Source organism: Klebsiella pneumoniae, from assembly GCF_000742135.1.
Taxonomy (GTDB): domain Bacteria; phylum Pseudomonadota; class Gammaproteobacteria; order Enterobacterales; family Enterobacteriaceae; genus Klebsiella; species Klebsiella pneumoniae.
The window spans coordinates 4,419,701-4,435,055 of sequence record NZ_KN046818.1; the positions used below are offsets into that span (position 1 = coordinate 4,419,701).

Below are 15,355 nucleotides of genomic sequence, written 5' to 3' on the forward strand. Positions count from 1 at the left end.
TGCTGTGAAAAATGTATTATTTGTACTCCCTTTCTTAGGGTATACTGGGGCAGATAGGGTTATTTTTACTCTTTTAAATAACTTGGATAGAACAAAAATAAAGCCTTTTTTACTAGTGCACTCAGATAAAGAAGAAAAAAGTGGTCTGATTAAATATCTAAAGGATGACGTAACAGTAATATCTCTTGGGATTAACGGGAGGATTAGCCGGAACCTCCATAGAATAATATATGGTATGAGAAAAAATATTAAACTTTACAACATAGACACAGTTCTTATTAGTGATGGAACATCAAACGCGAGCATTTCGCCTTTTTTATTTTTATTTGGTGATGCTAAAATAATTGCAAGAGAATCAAATCTTCCTAGTCTGTTTGAGACGAAAAAGGTAGTTAGATTTCTATATAAAAATTTTTATAGTAATTATGATAGAATAATTGTCCAAAGTAACGACATGTACGATGACCTTACGAAGCAGATGAATATCTCAAGAGACAAAATTGTCAAAATAAATAACCCCTTAGATTATGATTTTATTATATCAAAATCACAAGAGAAATCCGCATATGAGATGCCGAGTAATAAAATAAATTTACTTGCAATTGGTAGGTTAACATATCAAAAGGGATTTGATTTGTTACTCGAAGGTATATCCAAGTTAAAAAATGACAAATATCATCTCACTCTAGTAGGACAAGGTGAGGATGATATGAAACTAAGAGACATTTGTAAAAGACTAGATATTATAACAAAAGTCACTTTTATTGATAAAACAGATAACCCATATGCATTAATGAAACAAGCCGATGTATTTATTTCAAGCTCAAGATGGGAAGGATATCCTAATGTTGTTATTGAGGCTTTAGCATGCGGATTACCTGTTGTTGCCAATGATTATCCCGGGGGTATAAACGAAATAATCAATGATAGTAATGGCTATATATGTGATATAAGAAATGATCTAGAAGAAAATCTTGAAAGTGCACTAAAATTAAGAAATGTATCTTATGATAAGAAAAAGATAGATGTCATCTTTAGAGCATATGAAGATACTATTATTTCCTAATTTAGACTAAATCTTTTTGGATTCATATGAAAAAACTAATCATAGTTAATGAAGTTTGTTCCGATAATATTGGTGATCATGCTATAAATTTAGGGGTGTTGAAGATATTAGATGAATATAATTTTAAGGGCATAAGTTATGGATTCGATGCTGAGAAAAAAAATGTAGGGCCTAAAATAAAAAAATCAAAGAAAGAATCTAGTTTCATTCGATTTTTAAAGTTTATAAAAAATAAAACATTGAAAAATAATAGATTTTATAAATATTCCCTGTGGCTTTTAAGGAATTATTCTAGGGTATCCAGTATAACTAAACAAAATAAAGGGCAAGCGATAATAATAGGGGGAGGCCAGTTGATCCAGTCTGGAGGAACTTTTGCTATTGCCATGTACACATGGACACTTTTTTCTAAGCTACGTAATGTAGATATATATATCATTGGTGTTGGGTGCGCTGAGCATTTTGATAGAATAGATCGGTTCTTGTTCAAGCGCTCGTTATCAAGAGCGAAGGGTATATTAGTCCGTGAAAAGAGTTCTATAAGTAAAATAAAAGATTTCTTTGATTGTGATGTAAGATATATTCCTGATCTTGCATATGCATTATTTAAACAAGATGATTATAACCACAAAAAAGACAATTTAGCCATTATAGGTTGCACTGCTTATTATGTTTATATGAAAAACATAAACGAATTGGGTCTGAAAGATATTATGACCTTTGAGCAATATATAAATGCTTGGATTTCAATTATTTTAGACGAATGTAATGAGCACAGAGTATTACTTCTATCTACTACCGTTGAAGACGCTGAGTTTAGTCGTATCGTGTATAACCAAATAAGTAAGAACTATATTCATTTATTGGATCGTATAATAATTAAAGATGAAGTGTTGCCTGTCCGTGAATATATTGAATTACTGAAAACTGCAAAAATAGTACGTTCTGGGCGCATGCATTCACTAATTCTTGGTCATATTAGTGGATGCAAATGTATTCCATATAATATAAATAAAAAAATAGAACATTTTTCGCATGAGTATTTGGACCATGATGCATCAAATATAAGCAAGAGTGTTTACAACTCATTTGGTAATGCATTTTCCGGTGATAAAGGGAGTAAGTAAATGATAATTATGGACTTAATGGCGACTCAGTCATCGCCTGAAGCTGCATTTCATGGTGGTGGTGAATATGCTAAATGTGTTTTCTATGCTGCAATTAAGAATGGGTATAAAGATTTCACAGGAATATATAATAATACTTTAAATCTTGATCCCGACATTACTTTTTTATGCAATCAGAATAATATAACATTAATACCCGTCTCTTCATCGGCAGAGTTGGTTAAAATCGTTAACTCTCATCCAGGTTCTATATTTTACTCTGCATTGCCGTATGCTTTAAATGGTATTGATACTTCAATCATTAACTTTATAATTACAATCCATGGCTTAAGAGAGCTTGAGTGTCCATATGATGAAGTTGTATGGGATTATACTCATGGTCTTAAAAACAAATTAAAAGTATTTCTGAAAAACTATGTATTCAAGTCATACTTCTTAGATAAAGTTAAAAGTAACTTTGAGAAAATAGCTGTAAAGAAAAATGTAAAAATATTTACAGTATCTAATCATTCAAAATATTCAATATTAAGTTTTTTTCCGACTATCGATAAAGATGATATTTTGGTTTTTAGAGCTCCATGTCCATTTGGACCGCATGAGCCAGAGTGTAAAAACCATAATCTTTTGTCTTTAGGTGGACGAAAATTTTTTTTAATGGTAAGTGGCAATCGGTGGCAGAAGAACATAGTTAGAGCTCTACGTGCATTAGATAACTATTTTGATAAAATAGCTGATTGTGATTTAAAAGTAATCATTACAGGTAGTAAATCACCATTAATAAAATTACGTAATGATAAACGCTTTATATTCATCGATTATGTCGAAGGAAGTACATTAGATTGGCTTTATAAGAATGCATTTTGTTTTATTTATCCCTCTTTAAATGAAGGATATGGTTATCCGCCATTACAGGCCATGAGGTACGGTACACCCGTAATTGCATCTTGCACATCAAGTATTCCAGAAGTATGTGCAGATAATGTACTATATTTTGATCCAAGGAATATAAGCGAAATCGAAAATCGAATTCTGCAATTATCTACAGATGGTGAACTTTATAATAAACTAGCTTTGAAGGGGAGCGAGCATTATAAAAAGATATTACAATCACAGGACAAAGATCTATCTAAATTACTAAGGGGTATTTTTGAGGCACGTTAATCTTTTATTTAAAAATATTTCCTTTATATTTTCAAAGTCTTTAATGATAATGGAAAGTTATGTCTAAAAACAAAACGTTGTCTGGAGGGGTTGCTTGGTTTTTCATTAGTAATCTATTTCCTGCTATAAGTGCTCTTTTAATATTTTCTTTAGCTTCAAGATTAATATCCCCATCAGAGTTAGGAACAGTAGCTCTAGCAACAACTATTGCTACGGTGCTTACTAGTTTATGTGCAGTAGGTTTCGGAGATGCATTAATTCAATGTAAAGAGATAACCAAAAGACATCTGAATACGGTTTTTACAGTATGCATTTGTGTTTCATTATTTGTCTATGTTATCTCTGTAACCTTGATTGAGACAATCAACCTAGATGCCTTTACTCATTTATTTAGGGTGGTTTATCCCTTAACTGCGTTTAAAATAATACTAGATTCTTGTGCAATCGTACCATTAAGTTATTTAACACGAACAATGGAATTTAAATCTATTGCATTAAGGACGATGTATTGCTCTCTTGCCTCTTTTATTTTATGTATCCCTATTCTTTATTACGGAGGAGGGGTGTGGGCAATTGTCGTCAGCCAATTGACGACACCAGCTGTAAGTTTTTTAATATTAATTAAAGCAGCCAATCTTAAATTAAGAGTTGCTTTTCATCGTAAGGAATTTAATGAATTAAAAAAATTTGGATTGACGTCAACAATTACTAAGTTGATTACGTCTATCAGTGTTGATAATCTCATGATTGGCTTTTATGGTAATGCAATTACCCTTGGTTTATATGCTTTTAGTCGACGTATTTTTGGAGTTATTTCTGACGTATTAAATAATGCCATTGCGAACGTTTCTTATCCTTTATATGCATCCAAACAAGATAATCTTAATGAGTTAAAAATCATTTTCCTAAAAACAACATTTCTTTCAGCACTTATCAGTTTGCCTGCATTTTGTGGTTTGATACTGATTTCGCCGTATCTGATTCCTATGGTTTTTGGTAATCAATGGGAGCCAGCTATCTCTGTTGTTCAAGTATGTAGTGCTATTGGTTTTATTTCCTGTATTGGTGCATTACAAATGTCATTGATAAAGGGATTAGGTCATACTTCTTGGATACTCAAGTATCAAATAGCACAACAAGTTTCAACTGCTATATTGGTACTGATTTTTGCAAAGGATGGAGCATATATAGTAATGTTAGCTATAGCAATAAAAACTTTTTCTATCTGGCCTTTTTCTATGCGCTATGTATCAAAAATATTGGGAGTAGGTATAGTCGATTATATGAGATACTTTGTTAAACCAATTTTAGCGGTTTCGGCAATGATTACAGTTTGTGTTATAATTGAATGTATTACAAAAGATTATGGCTCGTTAGTTATTCTGTTGAGCGTTATTTTAGGGGGCGTTATTTCCTATATATTAAGTGCCTTTTTATTGGCAAGAAAGGAAACCTTTGATTTTATAAAGGCAATTAAAAAAAGATAGTTTAATCAACGTGTTTAATTATTTTATATATAACGAGAGACCTTTATGTCCATCGATTATTTTGCGGATCGCTATAGAAATATAGCATTTAAATATAAGCATATATTATGCTTTTTATCTTTACTTTGTGTTGCGTTCGCAGTTTTTGATGGTTTTCGCGGGACGCAATATAAGCCTTACTTCCCATTTGCGTTTTTAAGAGACTTGTCTGTTTTTGTGGGGGGAGGGCTAGGTTTTTTTATAATCGCAAAAATTAAAATACAAAAAAGCTTTGCCTTATTGGTTTTTTTGCAGATTTTTATTTGCGCTTATTCATTTTTCACTAGTTTTTTGGTTTCAGATAAAGCCGTATTCGTTAGGCAATTGACTTTAGGTGGGGGCATTGGATTTTGGTCCAAAATGTTAAGCATGATTTGTATTTGTTTCCTTACATATGCTTATATTTACGTGTCCGGGAAAAAAGCTGTTGAAAAAATATTTAAGTGTTTTATTTATTGTTCATTTCTCTATTCGTTGCTCACCATTATATTGTATTTGTTTTTACCGTCTCTTTATGCATCCTTACCAAGGCAATGGTACGGTCGAATATCTATTGGTTATCCGACTCAAGATGTTTATGTTTTAGCTATTTCGCTAGTGTTACTTCTGGAGAATATATTAAACAAAACTCTTTCAATATTAATTTCTGCGGTAAATGTAAGCTGTATTATCATGCAGAACACATTTACAGGCTATATTCTTATTGTGTTCGTGTTTTTTATTTATTTTATCCGATTTGGTTTTTTTAGCAAGGCATTAATATTATCTTTAGGTTTCTTTTTGCTCATGTTTGTTTTTTATATCTATAAAAACTATGAGGTCTTTGGCAATTTTGGTGTTTTGATTAAGGTGAAGGCTGATTCACTTATTCTAGGCGGCACGGATGACCCATCTTTTTATTTAAGATTGCAGCAAATAGCAATGATGATGAAGTCGTTATTTTCAGACTGGATATTTGTATTATTTGGCTATGGAGGGATTGGTGGTTTTTCTGTTGAGTCGGGAGTATATTCAACTTTAGCATTTTCAGGAGTATTAGGCATTATAATATATGTGTTTACGATTCTATACTTCCTTTTTCTCTCGATTAAAAATAAAAGCTTCATCCTTTTTTCCATACCATCAATGTACATTCTTTCATCTTTTTCAATCAGCCCAATATATTTAATGTCTACATATTGGACTTTGGGTTTTTTAATAGCCTATCAATCTTTTGTTGATGAGGTTAAATAATGTTATTGTGTTTGCATTAGCAAAATTGTTGTTCTGCAAATCTTCTGATTTGAATTCCTATTTTCTATTTCAGAAGATGAATAAATTCTAAAATATGCGTGTTATTAATTTATTTTTATGAATGTATGTCATTTATGATCGTCCATATATCTTTGCACGGTGATGCTGGTTAAGACTTAGACATTTAATTAAATTATGGTAACTGAGATGGTGGTTATATGAAAACGGACATTAACATTGGTGTCGTGGCTGATTGGTTTATCACTTATGCTGGTTCAGAAAAGGTTGTCGCTGAGTTTTTAAGTTTATTTCCTAAATGCGAGCTTTACGCTGTTGTGGATTTTCTCTCTCAAGAGAATAAATTACATTTTCAGAATAAAGTAATAACAACTACTTTCATTCAAAACTTGCCTAAAGCACGTACAAAATACCAGTCATACTTACCATTTATGCCACTGGCAATTGAACAGCTTGATGTCTCTAAGCATGATGTAATACTTTCTAGTAGCCATGCAGTCGCTAAGGGCGTGCTTACAGGACCTGACCAACTTCACATAAGTTATGTTCATTCTCCTATTCGTTATGCATGGGATTTGCAACATCAGTACTTGAGAGAGGCTGGATTGAGTAAGGGAGTGAAAGCTCTCTTGGCTCGGTGGATATTACATAAAATAAGGATGTGGGATTCCCGGACTGCAAATGGTGTAGACCATTTCATTGCTAATTCTAATTTTATTGCGCGTCGTATAAAAAAAGTCTATGGCAGGAATGCGGATGTTATATATCCTCCTGTTGATGTCGACAACTTCACATTTCAAGAAGAGAAGGAAGAATATTATTTTACGGCATCTCGTTTGGTTCCGTATAAACGTATTGATTTGATTGTTGAGGCATTTAGTTGTATGCCAGGAAGAAAACTTGTTGTTGTCGGTGACGGACCCGAAATGAGAAAGATAAAAAATAAAGCAACAAAAAACATAGATATTCTAGGCTACCAGTCAAATGAGGCTATGCGGGAGTATATGCAAAAAGCAAAAGCATTTGTTTTTGCGGCCGAAGAAGATTTTGGCATTACCCCGGTTGAGGCCCAGGCGTGTGGAACACCTGTTATTGCCTTTGGTAAAGGTGGATCTTTGGAAACAGTAAGACCATATGGAGTAAGCAATCCTACTGGTATTTTATTTGAAAACCAAGATATACAATCTATAATTAACGGTGTTGATTTATTTGAACGTGTATGCGATGAAATTAGTCCTGGAGATTGTAGAAAGCATGCTGTAAAATTTTCCATTGATAGATTTCGTAATGAAATAAATGATTATGTTCTAGAAAAATATAACAAATTCTTAGATGCGAAAAAAATAAATTATTAATGTTTTCTGTAATGGAAGAATTAATTTGCATGCAATTATAATCTGAAGTTAAATTATTTCATTGAGGTTATATTTAATAGAATATACTTTCTTCACTCAAATACGTATGGATTTCATGACTGCCCTCTGCTTCATATTATAGTCGTAACCTATTTGTGGATGACTGATGAAATTGTTCTTTAGGGGGCGTGCGTGAAATGAATTAGCCGGTCAGAATATGGTGAGGGATTTAGTAATAATTAATGTGGTTACCCTTGTTGAGTTTTATTTTAACATATCAAGTTTCGTTTTTATTAATATCTATTAAAAATTGCAGCAATTTAATATGCTCAAGTTATTTATTCTGAGTGCCATTGAAAGTGTTTGGTGGTAATTTTTATTATCTATTTAAAAAAATATCTTGGAGTATACCCTTGATAAGACAAACTTGACGCTTAATTTTATTAAGCTATGAAAAAGCTAATTAGGGTATACTATACGTATCACCATCTTTGAGCTAACATAATGATCACATTTAAACTGCGAACGTTTCGCAGTGACCACACCAGACAGGAGTATGTAATGTCCAAGCAACAGATCGGGGTTGTCGGTATGGCTGTGATGGGGCGTAACCTTGCGCTAAACATCGAAAGCCGTGGTTATACCGTCTCCGTTTTCAACCGCTCCCGTGAAAAGACCGAGGAAGTGATTGCAGAAAACCCAGGCAAGAAACTGGTTCCTTATTACACAGTACAAGAATTCGTTAAATCCCTTGAAACACCACGTCGTATCCTGTTGATGGTGAAGGCCGGGGCTGGCACCGACAGCGCCATCGACTCCCTGAAGCCTTACCTTGATAAAGGCGACATCATCATTGATGGCGGCAACACCTTCTTCCAGGACACTATCCGTCGAAACCGTGAGCTGTCTGCCGAAGGTTTTAACTATATCGGTACCGGTGTTTCCGGTGGTGAAGAGGGGGCTCTGAAAGGGCCTTCCATCATGCCTGGTGGGCAGAAAGAAGCCTATGAGTTAGTTGCTCCGATTCTGAAGCAGATTGCTGCGGTTGCTGAAGACGGTGAGCCATGTGTGACCTATATCGGTGCTGACGGTGCTGGCCATTATGTGAAGATGGTTCATAACGGCATTGAGTATGGTGACATGCAGCTGATTGCTGAAGCTTATGCGCTGTTGAAAGGCGGTCTGGCACTTTCCAACGAAGAGCTGGCGCAAACCTTCACCGAATGGAACGAAGGCGAGCTGAGCAGCTACCTGATCGACATTACCAAAGATATCTTCACCAAGAAGGATGAAGACGGTAAATACCTCGTCGATGTCATTCTTGATGAAGCAGCAAACAAAGGTACTGGTAAGTGGACCAGTCAGAGCTCACTGGATCTTGGGGAACCTCTGTCTCTAATCACCGAGTCCGTATTTGCTCGCTATATTTCTTCTCTTAAAGACCAGCGTGTAGCCGCTTCGAAAGTACTGAGCGGTCCGCAGGCTCAGCCGGCCGGTGATAAAGCTGAATTTATCGAAAAAGTGCGTCGCGCGTTGTACCTCGGTAAAATCGTTTCCTATGCTCAGGGCTTCTCCCAGCTGCGAGCTGCTTCTGATGAATACAACTGGGATCTGAACTACGGCGAGATCGCTAAGATTTTCCGCGCTGGCTGCATCATTCGTGCGCAGTTCCTGCAAAAGATCACTGATGCTTATGCGCAAAACGCTGGCATTGCTAACCTTCTGCTGGCGCCATACTTCAAGCAGATTGCTGATGACTATCAGCAGGCGCTGCGTGATGTGGTGGCCTATGCCGTGCAAAATGGTATTCCGGTACCGACGTTCTCTGCCGCAATTGCCTATTACGATAGCTACCGTTCCGCTGTTCTGCCCGCTAATCTGATTCAGGCTCAGCGGGATTACTTTGGCGCGCATACCTATAAGCGTACCGATAAGGAAGGTGTATTCCATACCGAGTGGCTGGAATAATTTTTCCTGCAGTCAGGCCATTTGGCCTGACTGCTTAAATCTTCATACCTAATTTTATAAACTAGCTAAAATACTTCCTTCAGCAAATAATTAAAATATCTTATTTTCAAGCTTTTTTAAGAATTTGCCATATTTATTATCTTGTACTCCTATATTAGTCTGCTTCTGGCCTCAGTGATTTACTGGGTGTTAAATAACAGGGTTTTTAATTAAAGGAAATTAATATGTTACTTCCTGTGATAATGGCTGGCGGTACCGGCAGTCGTCTCTGGCCGATGTCTCGCGAGCTTTACCCGAAACAGTTCCTCCGGCTGTACGGGCAGAACTCCATGCTGCAGGAAACCATCTCCCGCCTCTCGGGCCTTGAAATGCATGAACCGATGGTCATCTGTAACGAAGAGCACCGTTTCCTGGTGGCTGAACAGCTGCGCCAGCTCAACAAGCTGTCCAACAACATTATTCTAGAGCCGGTCGGGCGCAACACCGCCCCGGCCATCGCCCTGGCGGCTCTTGAGGCCACCCGTCACGGTGAGGACCCGCTGATGCTGGTCCTCGCCGCCGACCATATCATCAATAACCAGCCGGTCTTCCACAACGCCATCCGTGTCGCCGAGCAGTATGCCGATGGAGGCCATCTGGTCACCTTCGGTATCGTGCCGAATGCCCCGGAAACCGGCTACGGCTATATCCAGCGCGGCGTGGCCCTCACCGACAGCGCCCACACCCCGTACCAGGTGGCCCGTTTCGTGGAGAAGCCGGACCGCGCCCGCGCCGAGGCCTACCTCGCCTCCGGAGAGTACTACTGGAACAGCGGCATGTTTATGTTCCGCGCCAAAAAATACCTCTCCGAGCTGGCCAAATTCCGCCCGGATATCCTCGAAGCCTGCCAGGCCGCGGTCAATGCCGCCGACAACGGCAGCGACTTCATCAGCATTCCGCATGACATTTTCTGCGAGTGCCCGGACGAGTCCGTGGACTACGCGGTGATGGAGAAAACCGCCGACGCGGTGGTGGTCGGTCTCGATGCCGACTGGAGCGACGTCGGCTCCTGGTCCGCCCTGTGGGAGGTCAGCCCGAAAGATGAGCAGGGCAACGTCCTCAGCGGCGACGCGTGGGTGCACAACAGCGAAAACTGCTATATCAACAGCGACGAGAAGCTGGTGGCGGCCATCGGCGTGGAGAACCTGGTGATTGTCAGCACCAAGGACGCCGTGCTGGTGATGAACCGCGAGCGTTCCCAGGACGTGAAGAAGGCGGTCGAGTTCCTCAAGCAGAACCAGCGCAGCGAGTACAAGCGCCACCGCGAGATTTACCGTCCCTGGGGCCGCTGCGACGTGGTGGTCCAGACCCCGCGCTTCAATGTCAACCGCATCACCGTGAAACCGGGCGGCGCCTTCTCGATGCAGATGCACCACCACCGCGCCGAGCACTGGGTCATTCTCGCCGGCACCGGCCAGGTGACGGTCAACGGCAAGCAGTTCCTGCTGACCGAGAACCAGTCCACCTTTATTCCGATTGGCGCCGAGCACAGCCTGGAAAACCCGGGTCGCATTCCGCTGGAAGTGCTGGAGATCCAGTCGGGGTCGTACCTCGGCGAGGACGACATTATTCGTATTAAAGACCAGTATGGTCGTTGCTAATTTTTTCGGGACAAAACGCAGAATGACACAGTTAACATGCTTTAAGGCTTATGACATCCGTGGTGAACTGGGCGAGGAGCTGAACGAGGACATCGCCTACCGTATCGGCCGCGCCTATGGCGAATTTCTGAAACCCGGGAAGATAGTGGTGGGTGGCGATGTGCGCCTCACCAGCGAGTCGCTGAAGCTGGCGCTGGCCCGCGGGCTGATGGACGCCGGCACCGACGTGCTGGATATTGGCCTGAGCGGCACGGAAGAGATTTACTTCGCCACTTTCCACCTCGGGGTGGACGGCGGCATCGAGGTGACGGCCAGCCATAACCCGATGAACTACAACGGCATGAAGCTGGTGCGCGAGAACGCGAAGCCCATCAGCGGCGACACCGGCCTGCGGGATATCCAGCGCCTGGCGGAGGAGAACCAGTTCCCGCCGGTGGACCCGGCGCGTCGCGGGACCCTGCGCCAGATTTCGGTGCTGAAGGAGTACGTTGACCACCTGATGGGCTATGTGGACCTGGCGAACTTCACCCGTCCGCTGAAGCTGGTGGTGAACTCCGGCAACGGGGCGGCGGGGCACGTGATTGATGAAGTGGAGAAACGCTTCGCGGCGGCCGGGGCGCCGGTGACCTTTATCAAGGTGCATCACCAGCCGGACGGCCATTTCCCGAACGGTATCCCGAACCCGCTGCTGCCGGAGTGCCGCCAGGACACCGCCGACGCGGTGCGTGCGCATCAGGCGGACATGGGGATCGCCTTTGACGGCGACTTCGACCGCTGCTTCCTGTTCGATGACGAGGCGTCGTTTATCGAGGGGTACTACATTGTCGGCCTGCTGGCGGAGGCGTTCCTGCAGAAACAGCCGGGGGCGAAAATCATTCACGACCCGCGCCTGACGTGGAACACGGTGGACATCGTGACCCGCAGCGGCGGCCAGCCGGTGATGTCGAAGACGGGGCATGCGTTCATCAAGGAGCGGATGCGCCAGGAAGACGCCATCTACGGCGGGGAGATGAGCGCGCACCATTACTTCCGCGACTTCGCCTACTGCGACAGCGGGATGATCCCGTGGCTGCTGGTGGCGGAGCTGCTGTGCCTGAAGAACAGTTCGCTGAAATCGCTGGTGGCGGACCGCCAGGCGGCGTTCCCGGCGTCGGGGGAGATCAACCGCAAGCTGGGGAATGCGGCGGAGGCGATAGCGCGCATCCGGGCGCAGTATGAGCCGGCGGCCGCACACATCGACACAACGGACGGTATCAGTATTGAATACCCTGAGTGGCGCTTTAACCTGCGCACGTCCAATACCGAGCCGGTGGTGCGTCTGAACGTTGAGTCCAGAGCGGATACTGCGTTAATGAATGCAAAAACCGAAGAGATTTTAGCTCTTCTCAAGTAATGCATTATCCATAATGGAAGCCATAGGGTCAGATTTTAATCGTATTATTGACCTTATGGCTTATTCTTGACATCCCACTGGTCAAAGCGTAAAACCGCCCACAGCAATATTTAAATTCGTGGCTATCCGCCATTACCCAGTTAACTGATTAAAGTGTAATCGAATGAAAATTACTATTTCCGGTACAGGTTATGTTGGTTTATCGAACGGTGTCCTGATTGCGCAAAACCACGAAGTGGTTGCTCTGGATATCGTACAGGCCAAAGTGGATATGCTTAACCAGAAGATCTCTCCGATTGTGGATAAAGAGATTCAGGAATATCTGGCAGAAAAACCGTTAAATTTCCGTGCCACCACGGACAAGCACGACGCCTATCGTAATGCCGACTACGTGATTATTGCGACGCCGACCGATTACGATCCCAAAACCAACTACTTCAACACCTCTACGGTGGAAGGGGTTATTCGCGATGTCACTGAGATCAACCCGAACGCGGTGATGATCATTAAATCGACCATCCCTGTGGGGTTCACCCGCGACATCAAAGAACGTTTAGGGATTGATAATGTTATTTTCTCTCCTGAGTTCTTGCGTGAAGGCCGTGCGCTGTACGACAACCTGCACCCGTCACGCATTGTCATTGGTGAGCGCTCTGCGCGTGCCGAACGTTTCGCTGACCTGCTGAAAGAAGGCGCGATTAAGCAGGATATCCCGACCCTGTTTACCGACTCCACCGAAGCGGAAGCGATCAAACTGTTCGCGAACACCTATCTGGCGCTGCGCGTTGCCTATTTCAACGAGCTCGACAGCTATGCTGAAAGCCAGGGGCTAAACAGCAAGCAGATTATCGAAGGGGTATGCCTGGATCCGCGTATCGGCAACCACTACAACAACCCGTCCTTTGGCTATGGCGGCTACTGCCTGCCAAAAGATACCAAGCAGCTGCTGGCGAACTACGAATCGGTCCCGAACAACATTATCGCGGCTATCGTCGATGCCAACCGTACCCGTAAAGACTTTATTGCGGATTCTATTCTTGCCCGCAAGCCTAAAGTGGTGGGTGTGTATCGCCTGATCATGAAGAGCGGGTCAGACAACTTCCGTGCCTCTTCTATTCAGGGCATCATGAAGCGCATCAAGGCGAAAGGTATCCCGGTTATTATCTATGAACCGGTGATGCAGGAAGATGAGTTCTTCAACTCCCGTGTCGTGCGCGACCTGGATGCCTTCAAACAAGAGGCGGATGTGATCATTTCTAACCGTATGGCGGAAGAGCTGGCTGATGTGGCAGACAAGGTTTACACCCGCGATCTGTTTGGTAATGATTAGGATTTTTAACCTTTAGCTGGATGAGAGTATCTCCAGCCAAATTTTATATGAAATTGGATTCCATTGATGTTAATTAACCTATGGGCTTGGTTATAAAGTTAGTTATTTACGGCTAATGAGTTTTCTCTGGTGATATAAACTAATTTTGTAGAACATCAATGCTGCCAATCGAGTATTTATCAGGAGTTCAAGTATGAAATTTTTAGTCACAGGTGCGGCTGGTTTTATTGGGTTTCATGTCAGCAAACGCCTTTTGAATGATGGGCATCAAGTTGTTGGGATTGATAACATTAATGATTATTATGATGTAAAGTTAAAAGAATCTCGTCTTGAACAATTAGAATCTCCCTCTTTTACTTTTTACAAGTTAGATCTCGCTGACCGTGATGGTATGTCTAAACTTTTCGAAACGGAGCAGTTTGAACGTGTTATCCATCTTGCGGCTCAAGCGGGTGTACGTTATTCTCTCGAAAATCCATATGCTTATGCAGACTCCAATTTAACGGGCTATCTGAATATTTTGGAAGGTTGCCGTCACAATAAAGTGCAACATCTATTATATGCTTCATCCAGTTCTGTCTACGGTCTAAACCGTAAAATGCCATTCTCAACAGATGATTCAGTCGACCACCCCGTTTCGTTGTATGCTGCCACAAAAAAAGCTAATGAGCTGATGGCACATACTTATTCCCATCTGTACAGCATCCCAACGACAGGACTGCGTTTCTTTACGGTCTATGGTCCCTGGGGCCGTCCGGACATGGCGTTATTCAAATTCACGAAAGCGATGCTGGAAGGGAAAAGCATTGATGTTTATAACTACGGTAAAATGAAGCGTGATTTTACCTATATAGATGATATTGTCGAAGCTATTGTTCGTATCCAGGATGTAATCCCTCAGCCTGATCCTGAATGGACAGTCGAGGAAGGATCTCCGGCTACCAGCTCCGCGCCATATCGGGTCTACAACATTGGTAACAGCTCACCGGTGGAACTGATGGATTATATCAATGCATTGGAGCAGGCATTGGGATTGGAAGCGAAGAAGAATATGATGCCTATCCAGCCGGGTGATGTGTTGAATACCAGTGCCGAGACACAAGCTCTCTATGAAACTATCGGTTTTAAACCGGAAACGCCAGTACAGCAAGGTGTTAAAAACTTTGTAGATTGGTATAAAGAGTACTATCAATATAACTAGTTTATTGGAAGGGGGGGATAGAAACGTTTTCGCGCCTCCCTCATACCGACAGCAAGTAGCGGATGTATCATTTCCAACCGTATGTTGGAAAAGCGGGCGGATGTTGCGGACAAGGTATACACCCGCGATCTGTTTGATAACGATTAATTCTGCCTGTCTGACCCTGGCGGTTCCCTGCCGCCAGTATGCTTCTTTATCTCCCCGCTCTATCCCTCACTACGCGTATTTCTCGCACATTCAGATTAACCTCAATAAATTGTGATGGACATTACGATCTTGTACGAAACCCGTTGCGGGCGCAGAACAGGTCCGATAAGTTAAACTTACCTTGTGAAGA

Annotated in this window: 11 protein-coding genes and 1 pseudogene; all 12 read left to right on the top strand. The window is 41.8% G+C overall.

Annotation, left to right across the window (positions count from 1 at the left end):
- Positions 1–4: 4 nt before the first annotated feature.
- Positions 5–1,066 carry a glycosyltransferase gene (locus DR88_RS04900; RefSeq protein ID WP_004149028.1) on the top strand — a complete coding sequence of 354 codons (1,062 nt, stop codon included), beginning with the start codon at positions 5–7 and terminating at the stop codon, positions 1,064–1,066.
- Positions 1,067–1,092: 26 nt separating this feature from the next.
- Positions 1,093–2,193: a polysaccharide pyruvyl transferase family protein gene (locus DR88_RS04895; RefSeq protein WP_004149026.1), complete on the top strand. Its 1,101-nt coding sequence runs from the start codon at positions 1,093–1,095 to the stop codon at positions 2,191–2,193.
- On the top strand, positions 2,194–3,354 hold the full coding sequence (locus DR88_RS28540; RefSeq protein WP_004149024.1) for a glycosyltransferase family 4 protein: 1,161 nt from the start codon (positions 2,194–2,196) through the stop codon (positions 3,352–3,354).
- A gap of 59 nt (positions 3,355–3,413) precedes the next feature.
- Positions 3,414–4,841 (top strand): oligosaccharide flippase family protein, encoded by a 1,428-nt coding sequence (locus DR88_RS28545; protein ID WP_004149023.1) that lies wholly within the window; start codon positions 3,414–3,416, stop codon positions 4,839–4,841.
- Between the two features lie 45 nt (positions 4,842–4,886).
- On the top strand, positions 4,887–6,113 hold the full coding sequence (locus tag DR88_RS04890; RefSeq protein WP_004149022.1) for a hypothetical protein: 1,227 nt from the start codon (positions 4,887–4,889) through the stop codon (positions 6,111–6,113).
- A 218-nt stretch (positions 6,114–6,331) separates the two neighbouring features.
- Positions 6,332–7,486 (top strand): glycosyltransferase family 4 protein, encoded by a 1,155-nt coding sequence (locus DR88_RS04885; protein ID WP_004144157.1) that lies wholly within the window; start codon positions 6,332–6,334, stop codon positions 7,484–7,486.
- 561 nt (positions 7,487–8,047) lie between these two features.
- Complete coding sequence (gene gnd, locus DR88_RS04880; RefSeq protein WP_025861882.1) at positions 8,048–9,454, top strand: NADP-dependent phosphogluconate dehydrogenase; 1,407 nt, start codon at positions 8,048–8,050, stop codon at positions 9,452–9,454.
- Between the two features lie 224 nt (positions 9,455–9,678).
- A complete protein-coding gene (locus DR88_RS04875) occupies positions 9,679–11,094 on the top strand; it encodes a mannose-1-phosphate guanylyltransferase/mannose-6-phosphate isomerase (protein WP_004149020.1) in 1,416 nt (471 codons plus the stop codon).
- Between the two features lie 22 nt (positions 11,095–11,116).
- Entirely contained in the window at positions 11,117–12,487 is a 1,371-nt protein-coding gene (gene rfbK, locus DR88_RS04870; RefSeq protein ID WP_004899416.1) for an O9 family phosphomannomutase RfbK, read from the top strand.
- A 163-nt stretch (positions 12,488–12,650) separates the two neighbouring features.
- Entirely contained in the window at positions 12,651–13,817 is a 1,167-nt protein-coding gene (gene ugd / locus DR88_RS04865) for a UDP-glucose 6-dehydrogenase (protein WP_004149017.1), read from the top strand.
- A gap of 193 nt (positions 13,818–14,010) precedes the next feature.
- On the top strand, positions 14,011–15,018 hold the full coding sequence (locus DR88_RS04860) for an NAD-dependent epimerase (protein WP_004144152.1): 1,008 nt from the start codon (positions 14,011–14,013) through the stop codon (positions 15,016–15,018).
- A gap of 66 nt (positions 15,019–15,084) precedes the next feature.
- Positions 15,085–15,165, top strand: a pseudogene (locus tag DR88_RS31780) (hypothetical protein); the annotation flags it as partial.
- Positions 15,166–15,355: the final 190 nt, after the last annotated feature.